Raw genomic sequence first — 25,377 nt, 5'->3', positions numbered from 1 at the left:
TCTATTATAGTTGATGCCACACATACTTTATCGAGATCAAATCCATTTTCGGCAATTGAAGTATTACGTCAACGCTCCAAACTACTACGAAAAACAGTTTATTTATTTGATCTCGATAAAGTATGTGTGGCATCAACTATAATAGACTTGGAGCGGATGATGCCCTTTTCAACGGCTATAGATACTGTTTTGCTAATCAATAGCACTAGTGTCCACTATAGATTAAAAAAAGTTCTTTGAAATTATTGTAAATCTGTATTTTAAGTCTCATTTTTGAGCGTGACGATTTGAAATGAATCTATTATGTTCGTAAATTAACTTTACGAATATGAATCACGGAAAATATGTCTTTTCTCAATTAGTTGAATTTCTGCCACAACGTGTTTTTGATAGACTTGTTACAAAGTATAATGGCAATAAAAATGTTAGACATTTTACTTGTTGGAATCAACTTTTATGTATGATTTTCGGTCAATTATCTTCTCGTGATAGCTTGAGAGATTTGATAATTGTTATTGAAGCGCATCAATCAAAATCTTATCATTTAGGTTTTGGAAAAAATGTAACACGAAGCAATTTATCCAAGGCAAATGAGAATCGCAATTATAAGATATTTGAAGACTTTGCCAATCATTTAATATTGATTGCTCAAGAAAAAAACAGCAATGATAGTTTTGAAATAAAAGGCAACATTTATGCTTTTGATTCTTCGACTATTGATTTGTGTTTGAGTGTATTTTGGTGGGCTCATTTTAGAAAAAACAAAGCGGGAATTAAACTCCACACACTTTTTGATATTAACACACAAATCCCTGTATTTATTCACATTACCGAGGCAAATATTCACGATGTTAATGCAATGGATATTATCAATTACGAACGTTTTGCTTATTATATTTTTGACCGTGCTTATGTTGATTACGTAAGGCTTAATCGAATTACAAAATCGCAAGCTTATTTTGTTGTTAGAGCAAAATCAAATTTAAAATTCAAAAGAATGTATTCCAAAAAGACGGATAAATCTACGGGAGTTATTTATGACCAAACAGGGAAAATAGATGGCTTTTATACTTCAAAAGATTATCCAGAAAAAATAAGAAAAGTGAAGTTCTTTGATGCTGAAAACAAAAAAATGTTAATCTTTTTGACGAACAATTTTGATTTATCAGCTCAACAAATCGCCTTACTTTATAAACAGCGTTGGCAGATTGAATTATTCTTCAAATGGATTAAACAACATTTAAAAGTTAAGACCTTTTGGGGAACAACAGAAAATGCTGTTCGCATACAAATAAACATCGCAATAATAACTTATTGCTTGGTGTCAATCATTGCGAAAGAATTAAAAATCAATCGTTCAATCTACGAAATTTTACAAATTATATCAGCATCATTACTCGACAAAACACCTGTAAATGAATTACTTATGAAATCAGATTACAATAATGTCAATGAACATAATACTAACCAGCTGGTTTTCAACTTATTTTAAGTGGACACTAGTGATTACATTTATATAAATTTTAATTAACAAATGTTTAGAGTAATTTATTTAAGTTCTGCAACAAAGCTTTTGTCAAATGACGAACTGAGTTTTTTATTGAGAAATGCGAAAATAAAAAATAGGAAAAACAATATCACAGGATTATTACTCTATATAGATGGCGACTTTTTACAAGTGATTGAAGGTGAAAAAAAAGACGTTTTAAATCTTTTTGAATTAATAAAGATTGATGAAAGAAATCGATCTATAATAACAGTATTTAGCGATGACGTCGATAAAAGACAATTTCCAAATTGGTTGATGGGTTTTAGTCAATTAACTTATCATGATTTACAAAAAATAGATTCCTTTGAAAATATTACTAAAACTACACTTTCAAATATTGATGATAAAGTGGCCATAACTTTTATAAATACTTTTGTAAAATCGCACAGAAATCAAATAAGTTTTATATGAAAAATCCAGCATTTAGCTCTACCGTCTGGACACAAATAAATTTTTATCTTTGAGATAAAAAATGCAGACAAGACATTTCGTGGATTTAAAAGACAAGCGATTGTTGAATAGAGGAAATTCTATTCTCAATCGCTTGTTTTCTAACAGTATTTATTCAATACGACAATTAGCCAGTAGTGATTCCGAAGCCAAAGCGATGTATCGTTTTTTGCAAAACGACAATGTAAGTGAATCAGACATTATTAAGAATATGTCTTCAAATTGTCAGAATTGTGTTGGAAATAAATCAGTTTTATGTATTCAAGATACAAGCGAGGTTAATCTTTATAACCATAGAAATAGAATAAAAAAGGATGATTACATTGGTCTTAACGGAACTGTTGGGAGTCTTGGTTTCTTTATTCATCCGAGTTTTGTTCTTGATTCAGAAACTCTTATTCCTTATGGTTTTTCAGATGTAAAAGTATGGAACAGAACTCACGAAGAACCAAAAAAAGACCATAGCCATCAAAAAAAGTTGCTTCCTATTGAAGAAAAAGAATCCTACAAATGGATAGAATCTTCGTTAAAAACCAAGAAAGTTTTAGAAAAGGCAAAAGAAATTATCATCATTCAAGACCGAGAAGGCGATATTTACGAGCAATTTTGTCTTATACCAGATCAAAAGACGCATTTACTGATTCGGGCAAAAACGAATCGAATTCTTCAGGGAAAACAAAAACTTTTTGAACATCTTTCCAACCAAACCCTGCAAGGGACATATACAATAGAATTAGAAGGAGATAAAAGAAGAAACATTAAAAAAAGAACAGCAACAATAGAAGTTCGTTTTTCAAAAGTAACTATAACTGGAAATCAATATACTAATAAAAAGCTTCCAGAAAAAATTACTCTTTATGCCATTGAAGCCAAAGAAGTGGGAGAAAATATTGAAAATCCGATACATTGGCGATTACTAACGACCAAGAAAGTGGAAGATCTTGCAACGGCATTACTTTGTATAGAATGGTACACTTGCCGATGGATAATTGAAGAAGTTTTTAGAATTTTGAAAAAAGAAGGGTTCAACATTGAAGCTAGCGAACTCTCAAAAGGCAAAGCCATAAGAAAGCTGACTTTAATGATGTTGGAAACCATCATAAAACTCTTTATAATGCAAATTGCCTATGATACCCAAGAAGAAATAAATCCAAGAAGTTGCTTTTCACAACAAGAAATAGAATGTTTAGAGATTCAAATACAGCAACTAGAAGGCAAAACCCAAAAATTAAAAAACCCATATAATTCGTCTGATTTGAAACGTTATATATGGGCTATTGCTAGATTAGGCGGTTGGAAAGGATATCTTTCTGAAAGAAAACCAGGTATCACAACCTTTTGGATTGGTCTTCAAAAATTTACCGCAATTATGCAAGGATGGATACTCTTTAGAGATGTGTCCAGACGGTAGTCGAAAGAAGGGGATTTTTTGTTTGGTATTATTTATCAATTGAAAATTAATATTGGTTTATTACAAAATGAATACTAATTATAATTGTTATCATATTGTTAAATGAAAAAAGCTATCTCTTCGGATAGCTTTTTTGTTTTAAATTGAAAATATATTTTATTCTGTTCTTTGAAAATCAAAAGAAAATCCGTCTCTAAATTCTTGGTCTGAAGTTGAAGTATTTGGAAAAACGGCTACTGCATTAGGATTTGTGCCTCCATAAATGAAATCTGTAATTACTATATTACCAGAAGTAATTGGGTAAAGAATACTGCTCCCTTTTGTAAGATTGTAAAAATCGTTACTATAAAAAGAAATTACATACTCTTTATCTTTATCTAAAATAATTGGTGTAGTTAAAGTCTTTTTTGCATATACATTAATTGATTGTACTGCAATATTTTCCGTTGCAATAATGGCTTGTGTAACTTTGTTCCAAATTGTAATTCTTGTAATATTTGTAGCAGGAAGTTTCAAATTTATAGCATTTATTTTCCCTTTAACTGTAGGTTTAAAAACTATTCCACTTTCATAATAAGATGGCAAATCTACATTTGAAACTCCATCTGCCTGTGTAAACATAGCTTTCGTTTTAAATTCATTTAGAAAATTTTCTTCTGGATAAATGGTAGCTGGTGTTTGAGAAGCATTGTCATCCTCTTTGCTACAAGAAATGGAAATTAATGAGAAAGCAAAAATTCCCAGAATAATTTTAATTGTTTTAATTGAATTCATTTTTAGTTTTTTTTAATTATTGTTATATTAATTGTATGCAAAAATACATTTATTTATTTTTATAAATGAAATAGTATTTTTGTTAAAACAAAAAAAACATCATTTCTGATGTCTTTGAATATATTGCCTTTTACAAGTTTTCTTTTACTTTTTCGACCAACTCTTCAAATTCTGTGTTGGATAAACTTACTTTATTTTGAAAACGCATGTCATCCATTTCATTTAATGGTATAAGATGAATGTGAGCATGTGGAACTTCAAGTCCTATGACAGCCATTCCAATTCGCTTACAAGGGACTGTTTTTTCTAAAGCAATGGCTACTTTTTTGGCAAAAGCCATTAATCCCAAGTACAAATCGTCTTGAATATCAAAAATTTTATTTATTTCTTGTTTTGGGATACACAAAGTATGTCCTTTTGAATTTGGATTTACATCCAAAAAAGCCAAGAAATTTTCGTCTTCAGCAATTTTATACGCTGGGATTTCTCCGTTTACTATTTTGGTGAATATTGACATACCATTTTTGATTTTTGATATTAGATTTCAAATTTAAATTGCGAACTAATCTCTAGTTATTTCAAGTATTTCAAACTTCAAAGTTCCATTTGGAACAGTAATTTCGGCAATTTCTCCAACAGATTTTCCCAATAATCCTTTTCCAATAGGAGAAGTTACAGATATTTTTCCTGTTTTAAGATCTGCTTCGCTTTCTGCAACCAAATGATAGGACATTTCCATACCGTTAGTTTGATTTTTTATTTTTACGTGCGATAATACCAATGCTTTGGATACATCCAATTGAGATTCATCAATCAAACGGGCGTTGGAATATACTTCTTCCATTTTCTTGATTTTCAATTCCAAAAGTCCTTGCGCCTCTTTTGCTGCGTCATATTCTGCGTTTTCAGACAAATCGCCTTTGTCTCTGGCTTCTGCAATATCCGCCGAAGCTTTTGGTCTTTCAATGGCTTTCAGTTGTTCTAATTCGTCTTTTAATTTTTTTAATCCTTCTGCGGTATAATAAGATACTGTACTCATAATTTATTCGTTTATATAAATAGAAAAAATCCCATCGCGACGGGATTTCTTTCGGCAAAGATATTATTTTTATTTCAATTATAAATTTTATATGATAATCATATGGTAACAAAGTTAATTAAATTAAATTTGTTACCATAATTCTAAAGCAATTATTTAAAATGAAAAAACTTTTTTTACTACTTATTTTATCTGTTATAAGTTGCAGCAAAGATAAAGTTATAAACGACAATCCTTATATTCAAAATTATTCGTTTTCGACAATAGTAAATACGAGCTTGCCGTCCTACAGCCAATTGGAATTTGCAGGGAATCCGGTTCTAATTGATGGTGCTGGAATTGGACTTAAAGGAATTATAGTCATGAAAGTTGGCAATAACGATTATAGGGCTTTTGAAGCCAGTTGTCCAAATCAATATCCTAGCGATTGCACAAAATTAACCATCAATGGAATTAATGCAAAATGTACATGTGATGACAAAGAGTATAGTTTATATACTGGTTTAGGAGTTGGTGTTCAATATCCTTTGAAACAATATAGAGTGGAAGTTTTAGGCGCTAGCTTGCGGGTTTACAATTAGTTTGAAAAAAATCTCCAAAATTAAATATGAATTTTGGAGATTTTTAAATTGATTTTTAAAACTTTAATGTAATTCCCGCCAAGATATTAGCTGTTGCTTGAGGATAATATCCTGCACCTTCAATGGTTTTAATGGTTCCAGGATTTGAAAAATCATCATTATAAGTAAAGAAATACCCATTTGATATATACTCTTTATTCAAAATATTATTAGCTAATACTGAAATTACTATGGATTTGAATATTTTTTTGGTTTCAATTTCATAGGTTATATTCAAATCGTTTATAAAATAATCATTTAATTTTGAACCTTCTGCATCAATATTTCCCATAAATTGTTCACCAACAAATTTTGATAATAATGAAATTTGCAATGGTTTTAAAGGAGAAAATGTCAAAATATTTCCAGCTATAATTTGTGGTGAAAAGGATATGTTTGTTTTTCCTAAATTTTGTAAAATACCATCTCTCTCGAAATAAAAGTCTTTGTTTTTACTTTCGCTAATAGCGATATTGGGTTGAATAGACCATTTATCTGAAAGCTGAATTTTTGCATCGATTTCTAAACCCATTCGATAACTTTCTCCACTGTTTTGTGCAATGGGTGTGCCTACATCATTAATTGCGCCAGTAAGCACAAGTTGATCTTTGTATTGCATGTAATATCCATTTGCATTTAATTTTATTTTTTGGTTTGCAAAACGCCAACCAAGCTCAAAATCATTTAGTTTTTCTGGTTTTACATTTTTATTTTCATAATCATCTCGTTTTGGTTCACGATTGGCCACTGCAAACGAAAAATAAATATTGTTTTTATCATTTGGAGAGAATGTCAATCCTGCTTTTGGATTAAAAAAATTAAACGTTTCGTCGATAAATGTTGGTAAAACACCATTGGCTTTATAATTGACTTTACGATATTGCAAATCTATAAAAAGATTGAGTTTTTCTGCAATTTGATAATTGGCTTTGGCAAAAAAGTTGAGGTCTATTTTTATACCATAATCATCATAATAATGATCTCCCAATTCACTTGTAGAAGCCAATCTAGCCCAAATAACTTTACCGTAGTGCAAACCTTCATATTTATTGGCACTTCCTCCAAAAATAAAATCTAATTTTTCATTTTTATAATTTACAGAAAAAGTGGTGCCATAAAAATCATTATACAACCATTTTTGACGAATCAAATCGGTTGTTGTTGATGTGCCTATTGGTGTCAAGTTATAGTCTACAAATTTTGCATCTTCTTTATAATTTTCATAATATCCTTTTCCTTTGGTGTAATGAAAAGCAAGATTTGTATTCCAATTTTTAGAAATAGATTCATTCCAATGCAATTGATAGTGATCTTGCTGGTAATTATCTGTTTCGTTATCATAAAAACGACTATTCCCGAACTCATCAGTAAAACCACCTATTGAATTTGATTTTCTGTCTTTAGCCAGTGTTTCGGCATCAATACCATAATAAGCTTGGTATGTTTTTTCAGTTCCGCCAAAAACCAAGGCTTTAATTTTTGTAGTTTTATTAATGAATGATCCTTGTAAAAAATAGGATTTTAAATCTGAAAAAGCCCTATCGATATAACCATCAGAATAAATTTTTGACAATCGCCCTGAAATTTCAAAATGATTATTCATTAATCCTGTATTGAACTTTACGCTGTGTTTTCCGGTGTTGAAACTTCCGAAAGAATTGGAAATCTCGCCACCCGCTTTTGTATTTGAATTTTCGGTCAATAAATTCAAACTAGCTCCAAAAGCACCAGCACCATTGGTCGAAGTTCCAACGCCACGTTGCAATTGAATGCTCTCTACAGACGAAGCAAAATCGGGCATGTTTACCCAAAAAGTACCGTGACTTTCAGAATCATTGTACGGAATGCCGTTTATGGTAACATTGACACGTGTTGCATCGCTCCCACGGACACGAATACCAGTATAACCAATGCCTGCGCCAGCATCTGAAGTGGTAACAACTGATGGCAGAAAATTCATTAAAATAGGAATGTCCTGACCAAGATTGCGTTTGGCAAATTCTTTTTTAGTAAAATTTGAAAAAGTGACAGGTGTTTTGTCATTGGCACGAATGGCTTGCACCATAACTTCTCCTAGATTTTTGGTTTTGGTAGTATCTATTTCTTGTGAAAAGGACAGAAAAGATAATAGAGAAAAGATAATTGATAATAAGACTTTGTAACTTTGCGACTTTGCGACTTTGCGACTAAAAAATTGTTTCATCTGTAAAATGTTTTACAAATAAAAGGGGGAATTATTCTTTTTTAAATTAATAAATGATTGTTCAATAACAATGGATAACGTGCACATTATCTGTTTGTCATTTTTTCCCTTGGCAACATTACTTGCCCAGGTTCTTTGGGTATAATCTCAGCTCGTTATTTGGAGCACCCCTTTGAGACGGTACAAAAGTAATTTATTTAAACACTAATTTCACAAATTATCACAAATTTATTTTGGAAAAAGCTAAACTTATAATTTGCTAATTTTTAATAAAAATATAAATTAGCGAATTAGCGGTTATACATTTTAATATTTCTTGAGTTCAAAAACATTCCCATCAAAAACACCGTAAGTAAAATAGCCAATCCAATCGCCAAGATTGATGTATTTTGAATTTTCGCCAACCTGAATTTCCATTGGTAAATGCCTGTGACCAAAAACAAAAAAATCATAATGTTTGGTTTCGAGTTTTCTTTTGGCGTATTGAACTAGCCATTCGTTATCTTCTCCTAGGAAACGAACATCTTCATCGCCAGAAATGAGTTTGTTTTTAACTGATAAATATTGTGCTAACTTTACACCTATATCAGGATGAAGCCATCTGTATAACCATTTTGAAAACGGATGTACAAATACCTTTTTCATTCTTTTATAGCCTTTGTCGCCAGGACCTAAACCGTCGCCGTGACCTATTAAAAAATGCTTGTTGTTGAAAGTGAATTCTTTGGAAGTATGATAAACAGGAATGTTGAGTTCTTTTTCAAAATAATTGCCCATCCACAAATCATGATTGCCCACAAAGAAATAAATTGGGATTCCGCTGTCGCGAATTTCGGCTAGTTTGCCTAAAACACGTACAAAACCTCGCGGTACAACCGTTTTGTATTCAAACCAAAAATCGAATAAATCGCCTAATAAAAAAATTGCTTCTGCATCTTCTTTTATTTCATTAAGCCAAGCCACAAACTTTTGCTCACGTAGGAAACTGGCTTCGGGAGTTGGCGCGCCAAGGTGTTGGTCTGATGCGAAATATATTTTTTTAGAAGAGTTCATTGAATTACAAATATTTCTTTAAAATGGCTTCTTTTAATTTTGGAATTTCTGCAATTTCAGTTTCTAAAACAGTTATTTTTGATTCAATTTTCTCAATTTCTGAAACTATTTTTTGTTGTTCGGAAAGTGGTGGAACTTGTATTGAAACAGATTTTAAATTCTCAACTGATAAACCAGGTTGAGCAGTTCCTGTTGCATATTGATTTAAGTTCAATTTTACAAGTTGATAATAAAGCCAATCATTATTAATATCTGAATTTGGTGTTACAACAACAGCGTGTTCAGTAGCATGAAATTGACCTTCTGCTTTATTGATATTTCCACACAAAGCTCCTTGCCTCCCAATAAATGAATATTTTCCATTATGAGTAAAAGTTTTAGTATAGCCACGAAGACCATTCCCACCGTAACATGGAAATAGACTTTCTTCTTTTATTGATTTTATATCGTAAGCCGAAACAAATTTACCAGCCTTCATATCACAAACTTCGCCAAGCTTTTTGTTTTCAGCTTTTTTACTCGGAATAATTAACTCTTCAATTTTTGATTTTAACAACTTCACTTCTTCTTTAGCAATCTTTTCTTTGGTTTCTAAAACTTCAATTTCTGAAACAATTTTTTGTTGAATGTCAAGTGGTGGTAATGGAATTTGGAACTCTTTTATTTTTTCAGCATTCAAATTAGGTTGAGTTACTGCTACACTATTAATCTCTACTTGATCCCAGTATAATTGTGTTTTTGTAAAATTGAATAAATATTGGGGTAATATTTTATTATCGCTAACTGTTAATCTAATCAAATATGAAGCAAAAATCATTTGCTCATAATTTTTAGATTTAAAAATTGCAGACTTACCAACACTTCCGCTTCTTGCTATTACAATATCATTGTTTTTTAAGAGGAATTGTTTTTTAGTTTCCTCATCAGGATTAATAAATTTAGATTCATTGGACAAATTTATACTTCCATCATCATTTATATCAGTAATTCTTAAATAACGAATTTCTCCTTTATCAGTTGCTTTTTCAGTAAAACCGTATTGTGTATTAGCAACTTGACCAATTCTAACTAGCTCCCACTTACTTTCAATTTTTACTTTTTTTTTAACAGCAAGCGAAATTGTTTTCTCAAATTCTACTCTATCAAAAGTCAACATATCTACTAAATTGTGTCTAGAAATATGGTTTTGCATTTTTGGATCAATTACAAAATCTACATTCGTAAACGCTTTTAAAATATAAGTACTTGCTTTTTCTGGATTGTCAAATACTTTGGCGTCATACATTTGGGTGCATTCATCAACGGTTTTATCACGTTGCATGGCATGCATGCCTTCGCTGTTGCGTCGGCTACTAAACTCGTAACCCAAAAATCGTTTTTCGATTTCTTTTTCGCCACTTTTTACTAATACTACTTTTTGGTTTAGAGCAATAATAAAATATAAAAGTTTATCGGCTTCGCGGTCTAAAAGTAAATTCCAAAATTCTTTTTCGGTTTTAAATTTTAGTTTCTTGCGGTATTCTTTATAAATTTCGTGGTTTTGTATGGATTCGTTTGGAGTTTTTTCTAACAAAGAAATATAATCGCTAAACGAAACATTTTCCCAAACATGGTTTACATATTTAGCAACTGGTTTTTCAATGCCATTAGTAGTAATATCTTGCAAGTTTTCGAAGAAATGAGCTACTGATTTTTTCCATTCGACACTCAATTTATTGGCTCTGCGACGTAAAAATAAAGTTACAGTATTGGTTCCTGTCGCCATGAAAGTATTGCTACCCAATTCTGCAATGGCAACAATATCAAAATATTGCAAAATAATTTCTCGGGTTTTGGTTTGTATTCCTGTATTGTTCAAAATAGAACTTGGTAAAATCAAACTGGCAACACCGCCATCTTTTAGCAAATGTTTGGTTCGTTCTACAAACAAACATTCAATATCTTTGCTTTTATCTGAAAGACTTGAATACAAAGAATATTCTTTTTGAGCGCCAATATATTCTAAATCGTCTTTACAATCATTTACCGCATACGGCGGATTCGAAATGACAACCGAAAATTTGGCTTTTGATGAATCTTCAATATTTATATTTTCTTGTAAAAGTCCTTTGTAGGTTTTAGAGGTTTCAAAACTATCCAAACCATCGCCGTGAATTATTTGCGCTACACCATCGCCATAAAAATAGCAACCAACTTTGGCGACTTTTACTAAACGATAATCTTTTTCTATGCCATAAACATATTTCGCCGCCCAGTTGTATGGATCTGCAACCCAACTTTGTACGGCTGTTTTTGCTTTCGGAAAAGTTAATTCTTTTTCAATATTGATATTATTGATGATATCTTGATATTCTTCTAGCGCTTCTGTAATAAAGTGCCCGCTGCCCGCTGCGTAATCAATTACTGCAGGAAGTTTAGGTTCTTGATTGTTAATTTCTTGTAACATCATTTTTTTGATTGGCAAGGAACGAACAATGAATTTTGTTACTGGTGGAGGTGTAAAATATTGCCCAACTTCTTGCTTTAAACCTGTTGTTAAAAGCAATTCGAAAAAGTCAGATAAATGTTGTTGTTTTCTTGGGTAACGAATTTGATATTTTTCTAAAAGTTGTACAACTTCTTTCAGAACACGTTGGTTATTTTCGAAAGTTTCGTCATCATCAACTTCTTTGATAGCGAAAATATTATTGAATTTTAATATTTTTTTCTTTCTTTCTAAAAGTTCGTCCGCATTTTTATAGCCTTCGAAATCGGAATCTTCAATTCCTGCAACTTCTTTTGCTAAAAATGACAATAACCCATTTTTGTGTAAATTAATCAATCGAACCTGAAAATCAATAGGATTATCGTCTTCTCGCCAATGAAACTCGAGTTCCATATCGTCGCCTTTGGCTTCGTCATATAGTTTAGCCAAAAACAAATTGAATATTTTGTTGAATGCATTTGGTTTGTCAGAAACAGAATGTTTACGTAAAATAGATGCAAAACCGTGAAATATTTTATCGCTCTGGTCTTTGTTTAAAGGTTTTAAATCGGATTTATTAAAAGTTTTTTTTATTTCAGAATTATAAGGTTGATTTTCCCAAATTATGTTTTGGTGGGTTTTTTTGTTCCAAGAAATATGAAAGTCTTCTTTGCTTCCTAGTTTATAAACTCCTTCAATTTTTACAATTTCATTTTTATATATTATCTCATTTTCATTTAATTCAGATGCGTAGAGCATAATTAAGTCTGCTTTATTGCTAAATTTGAAATATGTGAATAATTGTCCACCATCTTTTTTTATTCGATTAAATTCTTTGTCGAATTCTTTTCCGTAGGTTTTGCATTCAATCAAAAGATATTCTGAACCATCTTCACGATTTACACAAATATCCAATCGTCCAGAAAAGCCGTGTCCAGCTGGATAAACTTTTTCTAATGAAATATTTTCTGGCTTGTAACCAGTTTCTAGTAAACGATTAACACACTCCAAAACTACCCAATCTTCTGATTTTGTAATGTTCTGAGAATCTTTACCTAGAATTTTTATTTTCCCACCGAAATGGAAAGTTTTTTTATCAAAATCTATTTCAATAGCATAACCATCAAGATATTTTTTTATATAAATATCTTTTGCATTTTCTTTGGGCTGAAAACCAATTACTTGGGCTAAGTTTTTCATTTTTATGAATTGAATTTATTTATGGCAAAAATATACTAAAAAAAATTTAATTTTCATACATGACTTATAAAACTATACAATATATATTAACCAAAACACCAAACTTTAAATTTTAAGTTTAGTGTTTTTATTTCTTCAAAGCTTTATAAGCAATAACCAAACTTATTAATATCAAGAAACCACCCAAAACAAATGGCGCTTCAGCAAATTGAAATGGCGCAGTTTTGTGGGTGAAATAATAGAAAACACTGGACATCATTGGCGGTCCAATAATAGACGAAGCGCTCATGATACTTGTCATAGTTCCTTGAATTTCTCCTTGTTCTGTGGCTGGAACTTGTTCTGAAACTACAGATTGCAAGGCTGGCCCAGAAATTCCGCCCAAGCAATATGGTATTAAAAACACAAACATCATCCAACTTTGTGAGGCTGTTGCAAATAGAAACATACCCAAACAATACAAAGCCATACCAATAAAAATACTTTTGTTGTTGCCTAATTTCGGATTTACATACCTGATTAATCCACCTTGAACAATGCCAACCAAAAGACCAACAACCCCAAGCGAAATTCCAACCATTTTTTCGTCCCAACCAAATTGATAAATTGTAAAATAACTCCAGTTACTTTGTACAGCATGTGAAGCAACATACAAAATAAAAGTTGCCACAATTAATCCGATTAAAGTTGGATATTTCTTTAAATTTAAAATAGCACCAACAGGATTGGCACGTTTCCAACTAAAATCTCTACGGTTTTCTTTGGCTAATGATTCTGGCAGAATAAAAAAGCCATACAAGAAGTTAAGCATACACAAAATGGCTGCAGCATAAAACGGAACACGGGCGCCATATTGCCCAAGAAATCCACCAATTACAGGACCAATAATAAACCCCATTCCAAACGCAGCACCAATTAAGCCAAAGTTTTTAGCCCGATTTTCGGGTGTGCTCACATCGGCAATATAAGCAGAAGCCGTTGTGATACTTGCGCCAGTAATTCCGGCAATAATTCTACCTATAAAAAGCCAAGTAATCGTCGGCGAAAATGCCAATAGCAAATAATCTAGAGAAAAACCAAATAACGAAATTAAAATTATGGGTCTTCTTCCATATTTATCACTCAAATTACCAATTAATGGCGAAAATACAAATTGCGTTATCGCATAAGCAAACAGCAACCAACCACCATATTTTGCTGCTTCGCTAATGTCTCCATTGATTAATTCTTTGATTAATGATGGAATAACGGGAATAATAATTCCGAGACCTATTATGTCAATGAGCATGGTTATAAAAATAAAACCAATTGCTGGAGTTTTTTTGTTTTGTTTCATTGTATTAATTTACATAACTTAAAAGCAAATGATAAATTTCCTTTTCTTCAGGATGAAAAGTGAAATGACTGTCAATTGATAAAAAAGAAGAGATTTTCTCTATTTTTTCGTTCTCTCTTTTATCTTTTTTAAGTAATTTATTAATTCCCTCAACACAATTTTCAACTGTTCCTTCTAAAATATATCCAACAAGAAATCCGTCACAATTAAAATATTTTCCACCGTTTAAGAAATTATTAATTCCAGTTGTAATATATCTTCTTTTTAACCCTGAATCATTTATTTTAAGGTTTTTTGCTTCAATGAAATATTTATATTCTTCACATTCCCAAAACTTAGTAAATCGCATATCAATTCTAGAAAACTTGGCAGCAAAACCTTTAGTTTGATTTGCCGTTTTATCAAATTGATAATCCTCTCTGTTTGTGAAAATTTTCCATTTTTTCCTATTTGGATTTTCGTCAATGTAATTGTGAAGTACAGCTGTAATGTCATTTTCTTCAAAATCTAGAGAAATAGAATTGTTTGATATTGAAGTATAATATGCTTCGATAAACAAAGTTGTACATCTTTCTTTAAACTTATTTTGAAAGTTTAGGAAAATAGAAGAATTTAAAGTTCCTGCCATTATTCTTTCATATTAAGAATTTCAACTAACAAAGATTTACTATCTTCCATTGCAACTGTTTGACTCCAAAATCTTCTTTGGTTTGGTTTTATAATGTAAACATCATTGCCATCATAATAATTTAGTTTTTTTCTAAAATATAAATTTTGTCCTTCTTCTTCCCAAAGACTTTTATCTATTCTTTTCAATTCATCATAGATATTTTCTTTGGATTCAAAAACAGGTTTTTGCTCATTTCCAAATGAAATTTTGACCATATATAACGGACAATTTCTATTGATATCATAGATGGTTGTTGAAACTTTTAAATTTACATCATCCAACCAATCATTTAATTCTTTTGATAATCGATTGGTATAGTCTTCACTATTGATAACAGGAAAAACAGCTTGTGATTTTTCTTGTTTTTCAAATAAATTCAAACCATAATTTAAGGTGTCTTGGATTATAATTTGTTCATCTTTAGATAATTTTAAAACATCATTATAGATAATTTGGTCTATTTCTTCTTCTAAATGTTTAATGCCTTGGTTGACTTCATTTGATTTTTTAATTGAAATTATTGTATCAATTAAAGTAAGTAAATTTTTTTTAACTTCTTTATTTAAAAAATCAAAAATATTAGGCAATGAATACAACTCATTATCTAAAATATCATCATATTTTAAACCCCATGCAGAAGAAAAATTAAATTGAAAATACTTCGCATAAGTAGAGTTGAAATATAACAAAAGTATTTTTAAAGAGTCAATATCTTCTGTTTTTACACCATAAATTCTATTTAAAAAAAAGGTATCAAAATCAACTAATGAAGCACATATATTTCCTTTTGTAATACCTTTTTTTACAATCAAAAAAGGAGCTTCTGTTAATTTTTTATCTATTTTTAGATATTCAGTATTATTGTCTTGAAGATCATTTTTATTAACTAAATATCTTGAAACTTTTGTTGTATTAATTGTTTTATCTGGTGTAATTAAATTTTCCTCATTATTGTAATCACTAGATGGAATATGCAAACCAGTTCCTTTAATCCATTTATTACTATTTTTTTTAAAATAATCTTTTAACGAATTTTCTTCATGTTTTTTTATAAGCTCAAAATCAAAATAACTGCCCCACATTGCAATTTTCCAAATTTTTGTATCTGACTTTTGACACTCAACTCGTGGCAAGTGTTTTTCATCTGATGAATCAATAACAATACCTTCTAAAACGTCATTTTTTATATAAGTTTTAGGTGAATAATAAATAATTGTATCCTTTTGGTCTCTTAACTTTTCATTTTGATAGAAAATAATACATATTGGTTCAATTGCTGAACCAAAGAGTTGTCCGCCAAAATTCTTTTTTGCTTTTCTTAAAATCGAAAAATTATATATTTTCTCTACATAATTGTCACTAAACAACCAATGTCTGAAATTTTGATAAGTCCCACCTGTATTGGTTAAGATTTTAGTATTGAAAATTAATGCGATTTCACCTTTAGGAGCTAAAATTGTAGCTTTGTGTAAGAATGGCAAAACCATTTCTTGGGCAAAATTTTCTTTTTTACAATAACTGGTGATTGATGGTAATAAGTTTTTTGTTCCAAAAGGTGGATTCCCAACAATTAAGTCAAAATTTTGTAATTCTTTTATTTCTGACAAATCCGAAATAGTATCTCTTTTAAAAAGATTGTTACCTTGGTGATTTAATGTTTTATCTTCTGGGTCATTAATTAAATAAGGAAACGTTATGGTGCCATTCCACCACCCAGTTTTTGGATCAAGATTGTCTAATAACGCTAGATACAAACTAAAAGCGGCTACTTTTATTGATTTTGGATCTATTTCTATCCCGTAAATGTTTGTTTTTAGAATTTCTATTAAAATAGTAAAATTATTAAGTTTTGAATTATGCTTATTCTCATAACGCTTTACTAATCTTTTAAAACTTTGAACTAAGAATATTCCTGAGCCACAACTTGGATCTAAAGTTTTTACATTAAAATTTATTTCCTCCTTATTAATTGGTAGTTTTTCATTAAGGATTAATTCAACTAATGAAGGCGGTGTATAAAAAGTTCCTGTATTCTTTTTCTCTTTCTTATCTAATTCGGATAAAAAGTTTTCATAAATTTCGCTTAATAATTCTATTCTAATAATGCTAAAATCAAATAGTTTCCAACGGAATAATTTTTGCTGATGTGCATCTAAATTTCCATCGGAAAAACACTTTTTTATTAATGATAAATGTTCTTTTGTAATAAAATCTTTTTCATTTTCTTCAAAATTAAAAAGACTTCCGTTGAAATCGTCAGCTAATTTTCCAAATAAACTATAGGTAGCATCTGGGCTTTCAAGAATATCAAAAAAAGAGGTTGATTCTGGTAAAATAGACTGGTATAAATCTATAGATGTGGCTTTTCTGTCTTCCAAATAAAACAAAAATAAAGACCGCATTATCAATTTATGGATAATCAATTTATCATTTAATCCATTATTATCTAAAGCTCTTGCAGTCTTGATTAAGCTTTGAACCAAAAATTTATCAACTCTTGTTTCTAATCTTAACTTTTTCTTTATCTCGATTGCTTTTTCTGATGACCAAATGAAGCCAGTATCAATAGCAATTCTTGAAAAAAGAGTGTTTAATGTTTCTAACTTTGATTTATCTGATTCTAGGCAAGAATAAACTTCTAAGTCATATAATTTCTTTTCAAAATCTTTTACATCAATATTGTTTACATCATAACTGAAAGGTTTTTCAGAACAATTATAAATTCGTATTTCTGTTTTAGTGTATACGTATAAAAATAGAACTTTTTGAAAATTCCAACAAAGTCTTTGTATTTCGGCAATTTGTTTTAAAGTAGTTTCGTCAAAAGTATCAATTTCCTTTAAAAAAAGAACTGGCTGGTCAAAATTACCATAAACTTGAATAATTCCGTGTTTAGAAACATCAAATAAATCAATATCAAAATCATTGCAATTTTTCGCAAAATTTATAATATCTAATTGATCTATAATCAAATTATTCATTTGTTTGTTTTTCTTGTGCAAAAATATAATAAAAAAAAATTAATTTTCACACATCATATGTAAAAATATACAATACATATTAACCAAAAAATCCCAAAGACCGCATTGGAACTTGGGATTTGTATCTTTTAACTTAATTTTTTTAAAGCTCCAATGCCTTCAAAGCATTTCCACCCATCAGTAATTCCAATGGATTTTCCAACGCTTCTTTTACAGCTACCAAAAATCCAACAGATTCACGACCATCAATAATTCTGTGATCGTAAGAAAGCGCCACGTACATCATTGGATGAATTTCCACTTGCCCATTTACTGCAATTGGACGCTCAATAATGTTGTGCATTCCTAAAATTCCAGATTGTGGCGGATTGATAATTGGTGTACTCAACATACTTCCGAAAACACCACCATTAGTAATAGTAAAAGTTCCGCCTGTCATATCGTCAACAGTGATTTGACCGTCGCGGGCACGAATTGCCAAACGTTTAATTTCGGCTTCAACACCTCTAAAAGTCAATAATTCTGCATTGCGAACAACAGGAACCATCAATCCTTTTGGTCCAGAAACGGCTATTGAAATGTCAGCAAAGTCGTAAGCGATTTTATAATCGCCATCCATCATGGAATTTACGTCTGGAAACAATTGCAAAGCGCGAGTTACCGCTTTGGTAAAAAATGACATATAACCCAATCCAACGCCATTGTGTTTGGCTTTGAAAGCGTCTTTATATTGGTTACGAATGTTGTTTATTGGCGTCATGTTTACTTCGTTGAACGTTGTTAACATAGCGGTTTCATTTTTGGCAGCCACCAATCTTTCGGCCACTTTACGACGCAACATGGATAATTTTGAACGTTCTGAACCTCGACTTCCGCCAGTTGGTGTTCCCATAGACGGTACTGCATTTACAGCATCATCTTTTGTGATTCGTCCATCTTTTCCAGAGCCAACAATGGCTGAGGGTTGTATGTTTTTTTCGTCTAATATTTTTTTGGCAGCGGGCGAAGGAGTTTGTGCGGCATAAGTAACTGGAGCAACCTTTGGCGTTTCTACTTTAACTTCTGCTTTTGGCACTTCAACTTTTGGGGCTTCTTCTACAGGTTTTGCATCGGCTACTGTTGCTGAACCAGATGGTTTTACACCATCTGTATCAATATGACATACAACAGCTCCAACAGCAACGGCATCGCCTTCTTCCGCTTTTAGCGTGATGATTCCGCTGGCTTCTGCTGGCAATTCTAGCGTTGCTTTATCTGAATCGACTTCGGCAATGGCTTGGTCTTTTTCTACATAATCGCCATCTTTGACTAACCAAGTTGCGATTTCAACTTCTTTGATTGATTCCCCTGGTGATGGGACTTTCATTTCTAAAATCATTGTATATTTATTTTAAATGATGAATTCTATATTTTAAATTATTTATTTTTTAGCCCTGATGGAAGTGAAAATCCTTTTCTTTTTTTTCTTTAAAAAAGAAAAGATTGCAACGCACAGCAGGTTCCTGGCTCCAAATTATTCTAATAAATTTTCTATCGAAATATCTTCGTCAATTGCTGACCAATGTACGCCATCTCCATTGCCTATTAATCGCCAATCATTTAATTGTGCTACTGTTGCTTTTCTTAATCTTGGAAACCATTCTAAAGGAATTGACAATTCTCTTCCATCTTCTAAAAATACAATCATTTTAGAATCTGAAAATAGAATATTTATTGCCTTTTTTGATTTACTAATTACTGAAAAACTCATCCCATTTTTGTATTAAAAGTTCTTGATTTTCTTCAACTAAATTACGAATTTGTTTTAATTCGGAAGCATTAAACCTTGACGATTTAATCAATTCAATAAAGTTGATATTAAATTTTGCTGTTTTTTCTGCTTTTTCAATATGTATGTGTTTTGGCAGATGTTCATTACTATAAAAGAAAAATCGAAATCCATCTATGTTAAATACAGTAGGCATGACCGAAACAAATCCTTATCAAAAACCATTCGAATTGCATCGGCGTGACGGCGTTTGGCTCTTGTGTAACTTCCTGCTGCTGGTGCGGCGTAGGCTTTTAACGACGCTAATCTCCATTTGATGAAATCGAAATTCATCAACATAAAACTATAAGCTCCCATATTTTTTGGCTCTTCTTGTGCCCAAACATAATCATCTACATTTGGATAAGTTGCTATAATAGCTTTTAATTGTTCGACAGGCAACGGAAACATTTGCTCGATTCTAACCACTGCAACATCGCTTCTTTTCAAATTTTCTCTTTCGGCTGTGATGTCATAATAGAATTTTCCAGTGCAGAAAACTAATGTTTTTACATCAGCTTTGTTGACTGAAATATCATCAATTGTTTCTTGAAAACTACCATTCGCCAATTCGTCTTGTGTTGAAACGCAACGTGGATCACGAAGCAAACTTTTTGGTGTGAAAACTATTAAGGGCTTTCTATATTTGGTAACCATTTGTCTTCTTAACAAGTGGAAAAAATTGGCAGGCGTAGTACAATCGGCAACAACCATATTGTGACGTGCGCAAAGTTGCAAGTAACGTTCCATTCTTCCTGATGAGTGTTCTGCACCTTGACCTTCATAACCGTGAGGCAATAATAAAACAATTCCATTTTGGTTGTTCCATTTGTCTTCGCCACACGAAATATATTGGTCAATCATAATTTGTGCGCCGTTGGAGAAATCACCAAATTGTGCTTCCCAAATAGTCAATGCATTTGGATTTGCCAATGCATAACCGTAATCAAATCCTAAAACGCCGTATTCTGAAAGGTGAGAATTGAAAATATTGAAATTCCCTTTTTTACCTTTTACATCATTCAATAAAATTACTTCTTCTTCAGAATCTTCGACTTTTACAACTGCATGACGGTGGGAAAATGTTCCTCTTTCTACATCTTGACCTGAAATGCGTACATCATAACCTTCGGTTAAAAGCGACCCGTAAGCCAATGTTTCGGCTGTTCCCCAATCGATAGTATTGTTGTTGTACATTGTTTTTCTATCATTGACAATTTTAGAAATTTTATTGATAAATTTCTTGTCTGATGGCAATGTAGAGACGGTTTCAATTATTAAATTTAATGTGTTTTTATCAAATTTGGTGTCTACCTTTTGAAGCATCACATCATCAGAAACCTGATTGAATCCAACCCATTCATTTTGCATGAATGGTGTAATTATTGTTAATGATTTTTTACGAGACAATTCTAAATTATCATCTAAATCTTGTTTGTATAGTGTTTCTAATTCATTCACAAAATTCCCATCAATTACGCTTTCAGCAATTAATTTTTCAGCATAAATATCACGAGGATTTTTGTGTTTTGCAATGATTTTGTATAATAAAGGTTGGGTAAATCGAGGTTCGTCGCCTTCATTGTGACCATATTTTCTATAACCTAATAAGTCAATGAATACGTCACGACCAAATTGCATTCTGAAATCTAAAGCAAAAAGCATGGCATGAACCACTGCTTCAGCATCGTCTGAATTAACATGCAATACTGGAGAAAGTGTTACTTTGGCAACATCTGTACAATAGGTAGAAGATCTAGCGTCCAAATAATTGGTGGTGAAACCTACTTGATTGTTGATTACTATATGAATGGTTCCGCCAGTTTTGTAACCATCTAGTTGTGCCATTTGGATGATTTCATATAAAATTCCTTGACCTGCAATTGCAGCATCTCCATGAACGGCAATTGGTAACACTTTTGAAAAATCGTTCGGGAAATATTTGTCTTGCTTGGCACGTGTAATTCCTTCAATAACGGCTCCTACAGTTTCTAGATGCGATGGATTTGGCGCTAAATTCAAATTGATATTTTTCCCAGAACGTGTTTTTCTGTCGGATGTTAATCCCAAATGGTATTTTACATCGCCATCAAAATATTCTTGATCATAATCTTTTCCGTCAAACTCTGAAAATATATCTTGTGTTGATTTTCTGAAAATATTAGCTAATACATTCAATCGACCACGGTGTGCCATTCCCATAACGAATTGCTCTACACCTTTTTCCGCAGCAGCTTCAATAATGGCATCAAGTCCAGCAATTATAGCTTCGCCACCTTCGAGTGAAAAACGTTTTTGTCCTACATATTTGGTGTGTAAAAAATTTTCGAATGAAACTGCTTCGTTTAATTTTTCAAGAATAATTTTCTTTTGATTGTTGTCAAAATTTGGTAAATTATCATTGATATTTAATTTATCTTGAACCCATTGAATGACTTCTGGATTGCGCATGTACATATATTCGATACCAATGTGTTGGCAATATACGTTTTTAAGATGCGTTAAAATTTCTTGCAACGATTTTGGCTGATGCCCAAGAATTTTTGCAGCGTCAAAAACAGTATTTAAATCGGCATTTGACAAGCCAAAACTTTCTAATTCTAGCGATGGTATGTATATTCTACGTTCGCGAACTGGATTAGTTTGTGTAAATAAATGACCTCTCGTTCTATAGGCATCGATTAATTTTAAAACACTAAATTCTTTATGGATTTTGTCTGAAATCTGACCATTATCAACATTTTGGATTGCAATATTTGACATTTGATTGACCACATTCTCCTCATTGTAAGTGGTCATTCCAAAATCGAAACCTTGAAAAAAACTTCTCCAAGATGGTTCAACGCTATCTGGATTTTCTAAATATTGGTCGTATAATTGAGCAAAAAATTCTGTATGGGCTGCGTTTAAAAACGAAAATCTATCCATATTATCTATTAAATGAATATTATATTAAATTTGTAGCAAAAGTAAAACATTTACAACAAATACATTGGATTTTTAATACTTTTATAACTCAAAATTTAACACTTTTAAATATGATAACTTTAAATCTAAAAAAATTAGTCATTTTAAGTCAACTATTTTTGTTTGTAAACAGTTATTCTCAAGATTCTACCTCTGTTGAAAAAAAGCAAAAAACAAAATCTGAATTTTGGAAAAGAGTTCGTTTTGGTGGAGGTTTGGGTTTAAATTTTGGAAACAATGTAAGTTCAGTTACGGTTGCGCCAAGTGCTGTTTATCAAATGAATAAATATTTTGCCACAGGAGTTGGATTGCAAGGAAGTTATGTTTCGTTTAAAGATTCTTATAAATCTTACATCTATGGTGGAAGTTTAATTGGACTGGTAAATCCTATAGAACAGGCTCAGCTTTCTGCAGAACTGGAGCAGTTGAGGGTGAATACCAATTTTGAGGCTCGTTTTGGAATTCCTTCACAAAGAAATTGGAACACTGCTTTGTTTTTAGGTGTCGGTTATGTCAGCAATAATTTTACAGTTGGCGTACGATACAATGTTTTGTATAAAGAAACTGACAATGTTTATGGAAATGCTTTTATGCCGTTTGTTAGAATCTTCTTTTAATGATTAATTAACGATTATGAATGCCATTTTAAACATTCGTTTTGTTTATTTGTATCGAAATCTTTTAAATTCATTCAAATGAAAAATACTATTTATATATTTTTGTTCAGCATTTCTTCTTTGTGTTTTTCACAAAATTCTGTTATTCAATCTGGTCCAATGGTTGGTTATTGCGAAATGAAAGAAGCAGTAATTTGGCTTCAAACAACAAAAAATGTTCCAGTTAAAATTGAATATTTTACCATTGATAATCCGAAAGAAGTTTTTTCTTCAGAAACTTATTCCACGTCAAAAGAAAATGGATTTACATATCATATTATTTTAGATAAATTACAACAAGGCAAAAAATACAAATACAATGTTTTTATAGAAAATAAAAAAGTGGTTTTACCTTGTGAAACTTCTTTTTCATCAAAAAAGTTGTGGCAGTGGCGGGAAGATGCACCAGATTTTACTGTTGCTTTTGGAAGTTGCAACTACGTAAACGAACCCGAAGTGGATCGTCCTGGAAAAGGATATGGTAGCAATCATGAGATTTTTGGCGCCATTGCAAACAAAAATCCAGAAATTATGATTTGGGGCGGAGATAATATGTATTTGAGAGAAGTAGATTGGGATTCTAAAACTGGAATTTATTATCGAAATACCCATTCTCGTGCCATTAAAGAAATTCAGCCATTATTGGCAAAAACTCAAAATTTTGCTATTTGGGATGATCATGACTATGGCAATAATGATTCGGATCGAAGTTTTTACAATAAATATGTAACCCAAAAAGCATTTAAAGATTTCTGGGCAAACAAAACTTATGGCTCGGATGCGAGCCAAAACGAAGGAACCTATTCGACTTTTAATTGGGGCGATGCACAATTTTTTATGCTCGACGATCGTTTTTTTCGTTCTCCAAATGATCGAATTACTGGCGATCATACCATGTTGGGTACCGTTCAATTCAATTGGTTGATTGATGCATTATCATCATCGACAGCAAGTTTTAAAATAATAGTTATTGGCGGACAAGTATTAAATTCTATTGGAGATTCCGAAAATTATGGGCATTATCCAGAAGAAAAAGCCAAACTTTTAAAAGAAATTTTAGACAATAAAATAAAAGGTGTTTTATTCTTGACAGGCGACAGGCATTATGCCGAATTGGCGAAATTGAATCGCGAAAATACTTATTCTCTGTATGATTGGACGGTTTCTCCATTCACTTCGGGTGTTGCAAAAGAAAAAGAAACCAATCCTTTGAAAGTGCCTGGAAGTACATTTTTTGTTCACAATTTTGGAATACTTTCTTTTTCTGGTAATAAAGAAAATCGCCAATTAAAAATGACTTTGTTTGATAAGGAAGGAAAAGAATTGTGGAATAAAATCGTTTTGAAAAAAGATTTAGAATAAATTATCAATATCTATTCCGAAACCAAACTTTCATCCACTCACGCTTTAAAATCAAAAAGGAAACTTGTTTTGCCAGTTCGCCAATGTCAGATCCGTCAAGTTTTTTTATTTGATCTTCAGGAACATCAATAATATAAAGCAGATTGAGATATTCCGCAAATTTGTACTGAATTAATCTGTATACCTTTTCGTGAAGCTGGATTTTTAATTCTTCGGGTGATGTGCTCATTGGAAAATCTATTCCTTCATTTGCTAAATTAAAATCTTTATTAATCTGCTCCACAAGTTTTGTGTACAAATCTTCTGAAGTAGCTTCTTGAAGCAATAAATCGGTATTTTGTGGAGAAATAAAATTCATTTTTCAATTTCAAAAATCAATTGCAATTTCAAATAATCAATTTCAATTTCGAAATTGCAATTGATTTTGAAATTGATTTTGTTACACTTTGCGACCCATTAAATTTTCACCAAAGGAATGTAGAATATCTTTCTTCTCGACATCAATATTAATTTTTTGTAAAGTATCAAATGCTTTTAAAGTAAAATCTTGAATGGCTTGTTGTGTCGCCTTTGAAGCGCCACTATTATTGAAAATTTGTTTTACAGATTCAATTTTATCATTATTATCTATTGGATGAATGGAAAATAAATGCAATAATTCTTGCTTATCTGAAAGAGAAGCAAATTCGATAGCTTTCAAATACAAATAGGTTTTTTTGTTTTCGATAATATCGCCACCTACTTGTTTTCCAAAGGTTTTAGGATCACCAAAAGCATCTAGATAATCATCTTGTAGTTGAAAAGCCAGTCCAAGATTCAAACCAAAATCATAAAT

General features: G+C 31.3%; 21 protein-coding genes. 6 read left to right on the top strand and 15 right to left on the bottom strand.

Going from position 1 to position 25,377, the window contains the following annotated elements; translation table 11 throughout:
- Nucleotides 1-328 precede the first annotated feature (328 nt).
- From RMN92_RS07220 to RMN92_RS07210, 3 genes are all read left to right on the top strand, one after another.
- Nucleotides 329-1,492: an IS4 family transposase gene (locus RMN92_RS07220; RefSeq protein WP_309608790.1), complete on the top strand. Its 1,164-nt coding sequence runs from the start codon at nt 329-331 to the stop codon at nt 1,490-1,492.
- 42 nt (nt 1,493-1,534) lie between these two features.
- On the top strand, nt 1,535-1,960 hold the full coding sequence (locus RMN92_RS07215) for a BLUF domain-containing protein (RefSeq protein WP_309608789.1): 426 nt from the start codon (nt 1,535-1,537) through the stop codon (nt 1,958-1,960).
- A gap of 61 nt (nt 1,961-2,021) precedes the next feature.
- The gene (locus RMN92_RS07210) at nt 2,022-3,410 is read left to right on the top strand and encodes an IS4 family transposase (RefSeq protein WP_309608788.1); all 1,389 of its coding nucleotides are present in this window, start codon (nt 2,022-2,024) and stop codon (nt 3,408-3,410) included.
- Nucleotides 3,411-3,566: 156 nt separating this feature from the next.
- Here RMN92_RS07210 and RMN92_RS07205 read toward each other — a convergent pair whose 3' ends face one another.
- From RMN92_RS07205 to greA, 3 genes are all read right to left on the bottom strand, one after another.
- Nucleotides 3,567-4,184 carry a DUF4082 domain-containing protein gene (locus tag RMN92_RS07205; protein WP_309608787.1) on the bottom strand — a complete coding sequence of 206 codons (618 nt, stop codon included), beginning with the start codon at nt 4,182-4,184 and terminating at the stop codon, nt 3,567-3,569.
- A 130-nt stretch (nt 4,185-4,314) separates the two neighbouring features.
- Nucleotides 4,315-4,701 (bottom strand): HIT family protein, encoded by a 387-nt coding sequence (locus tag RMN92_RS07200; protein WP_309608786.1) that lies wholly within the window; start codon nt 4,699-4,701, stop codon nt 4,315-4,317.
- A gap of 45 nt (nt 4,702-4,746) precedes the next feature.
- Nucleotides 4,747-5,223 carry a transcription elongation factor GreA gene (gene greA / locus RMN92_RS07195; RefSeq protein ID WP_309608785.1) on the bottom strand — a complete coding sequence of 159 codons (477 nt, stop codon included), beginning with the start codon at nt 5,221-5,223 and terminating at the stop codon, nt 4,747-4,749.
- 161 nt (nt 5,224-5,384) lie between these two features.
- Here greA and RMN92_RS07190 point away from each other — a divergent pair, with 161 nt between their 5' ends.
- A complete protein-coding gene (locus tag RMN92_RS07190) occupies nt 5,385-5,804 on the top strand; it encodes a hypothetical protein (RefSeq protein ID WP_309608784.1) in 420 nt (139 codons plus the stop codon).
- A gap of 55 nt (nt 5,805-5,859) precedes the next feature.
- On the opposite strand, the gene RMN92_RS07185 is transcribed toward RMN92_RS07190, so the two are convergent.
- From RMN92_RS07185 to RMN92_RS07145, 10 genes are all read right to left on the bottom strand, one after another.
- Nucleotides 5,860-8,046 (bottom strand): TonB-dependent receptor domain-containing protein, encoded by a 2,187-nt coding sequence (locus RMN92_RS07185; RefSeq protein WP_309608783.1) that lies wholly within the window; start codon nt 8,044-8,046, stop codon nt 5,860-5,862.
- Nucleotides 8,047-8,352: 306 nt separating this feature from the next.
- On the bottom strand, nt 8,353-9,099 hold the full coding sequence (locus tag RMN92_RS07180) for a UDP-2,3-diacylglucosamine diphosphatase (protein ID WP_309608782.1): 747 nt from the start codon (nt 9,097-9,099) through the stop codon (nt 8,353-8,355).
- A 4-nt stretch (nt 9,100-9,103) separates the two neighbouring features.
- On the bottom strand, nt 9,104-12,763 hold the full coding sequence (locus RMN92_RS07175; RefSeq protein ID WP_309608781.1) for a restriction endonuclease subunit S: 3,660 nt from the start codon (nt 12,761-12,763) through the stop codon (nt 9,104-9,106).
- A 127-nt stretch (nt 12,764-12,890) separates the two neighbouring features.
- Entirely contained in the window at nt 12,891-14,099 is a 1,209-nt protein-coding gene (locus tag RMN92_RS07170; RefSeq protein ID WP_309608780.1) for a TCR/Tet family MFS transporter, read from the bottom strand.
- Nucleotides 14,100-14,103: 4 nt separating this feature from the next.
- Nucleotides 14,104-14,727: a hypothetical protein gene (locus RMN92_RS07165; RefSeq protein ID WP_309608779.1), complete on the bottom strand. Its 624-nt coding sequence runs from the start codon at nt 14,725-14,727 to the stop codon at nt 14,104-14,106.
- On the bottom strand, nt 14,727-17,750 hold the full coding sequence (locus tag RMN92_RS07160; RefSeq protein WP_309608778.1) for an N-6 DNA methylase: 3,024 nt from the start codon (nt 17,748-17,750) through the stop codon (nt 14,727-14,729). Before RMN92_RS07160 ends, RMN92_RS07165 begins: the two co-directional genes overlap by 1 nt.
- Nucleotides 17,751-17,892: 142 nt before the next feature.
- A complete protein-coding gene (odhB, locus tag RMN92_RS07155; RefSeq protein ID WP_309608777.1) occupies nt 17,893-19,128 on the bottom strand; it encodes a 2-oxoglutarate dehydrogenase complex dihydrolipoyllysine-residue succinyltransferase in 1,236 nt (411 codons plus the stop codon).
- A gap of 135 nt (nt 19,129-19,263) precedes the next feature.
- Complete coding sequence (locus RMN92_RS07150; RefSeq protein WP_309608776.1) at nt 19,264-19,500, bottom strand: DUF2442 domain-containing protein; 237 nt, start codon at nt 19,498-19,500, stop codon at nt 19,264-19,266.
- The gene (locus RMN92_RS14555; protein WP_395076856.1) at nt 19,481-19,714 is read right to left on the bottom strand and encodes a DUF4160 domain-containing protein; all 234 of its coding nucleotides are present in this window, start codon (nt 19,712-19,714) and stop codon (nt 19,481-19,483) included. Before RMN92_RS14555 ends, RMN92_RS07150 begins: the two co-directional genes overlap by 20 nt.
- On the bottom strand, nt 19,693-22,485 hold the full coding sequence (locus RMN92_RS07145) for a 2-oxoglutarate dehydrogenase E1 component (protein WP_309608775.1): 2,793 nt from the start codon (nt 22,483-22,485) through the stop codon (nt 19,693-19,695). The genes RMN92_RS14555 and RMN92_RS07145 overlap by 22 nt, the downstream gene beginning before the upstream one ends.
- A gap of 110 nt (nt 22,486-22,595) precedes the next feature.
- Here RMN92_RS07145 and RMN92_RS07140 point away from each other — a divergent pair, with 110 nt between their 5' ends.
- Both RMN92_RS07140 and RMN92_RS07135 read left to right on the top strand, forming a co-directional pair.
- Nucleotides 22,596-23,141: a hypothetical protein gene (locus RMN92_RS07140; RefSeq protein ID WP_309608774.1), complete on the top strand. Its 546-nt coding sequence runs from the start codon at nt 22,596-22,598 to the stop codon at nt 23,139-23,141.
- A gap of 78 nt (nt 23,142-23,219) precedes the next feature.
- Nucleotides 23,220-24,542 carry an alkaline phosphatase D family protein gene (locus RMN92_RS07135; RefSeq protein WP_309608773.1) on the top strand — a complete coding sequence of 441 codons (1,323 nt, stop codon included), beginning with the start codon at nt 23,220-23,222 and terminating at the stop codon, nt 24,540-24,542.
- A 4-nt stretch (nt 24,543-24,546) separates the two neighbouring features.
- On the opposite strand, the gene RMN92_RS07130 is transcribed toward RMN92_RS07135, so the two are convergent.
- Together RMN92_RS07130 and RMN92_RS07125 are read right to left on the bottom strand one after the other, a co-directional pair.
- Nucleotides 24,547-24,900 carry a hypothetical protein gene (locus tag RMN92_RS07130; RefSeq protein ID WP_309608772.1) on the bottom strand — a complete coding sequence of 118 codons (354 nt, stop codon included), beginning with the start codon at nt 24,898-24,900 and terminating at the stop codon, nt 24,547-24,549.
- A gap of 81 nt (nt 24,901-24,981) precedes the next feature.
- Nucleotides 24,982-25,377 (bottom strand): polyprenyl synthetase family protein (locus RMN92_RS07125; RefSeq protein WP_309608771.1); only part of this gene is annotated, 396 nt, incomplete at its 5' end.

Origin of the sequence: Flavobacterium sp. (assembly GCF_031363805.1) — a bacterium.
Classification (GTDB): domain Bacteria; phylum Bacteroidota; class Bacteroidia; order Flavobacteriales; family Flavobacteriaceae; genus Flavobacterium.
Note: the sequence above shows the minus strand (reverse complement) of the source record. Positions and strands in the feature narration are given on the sequence as shown.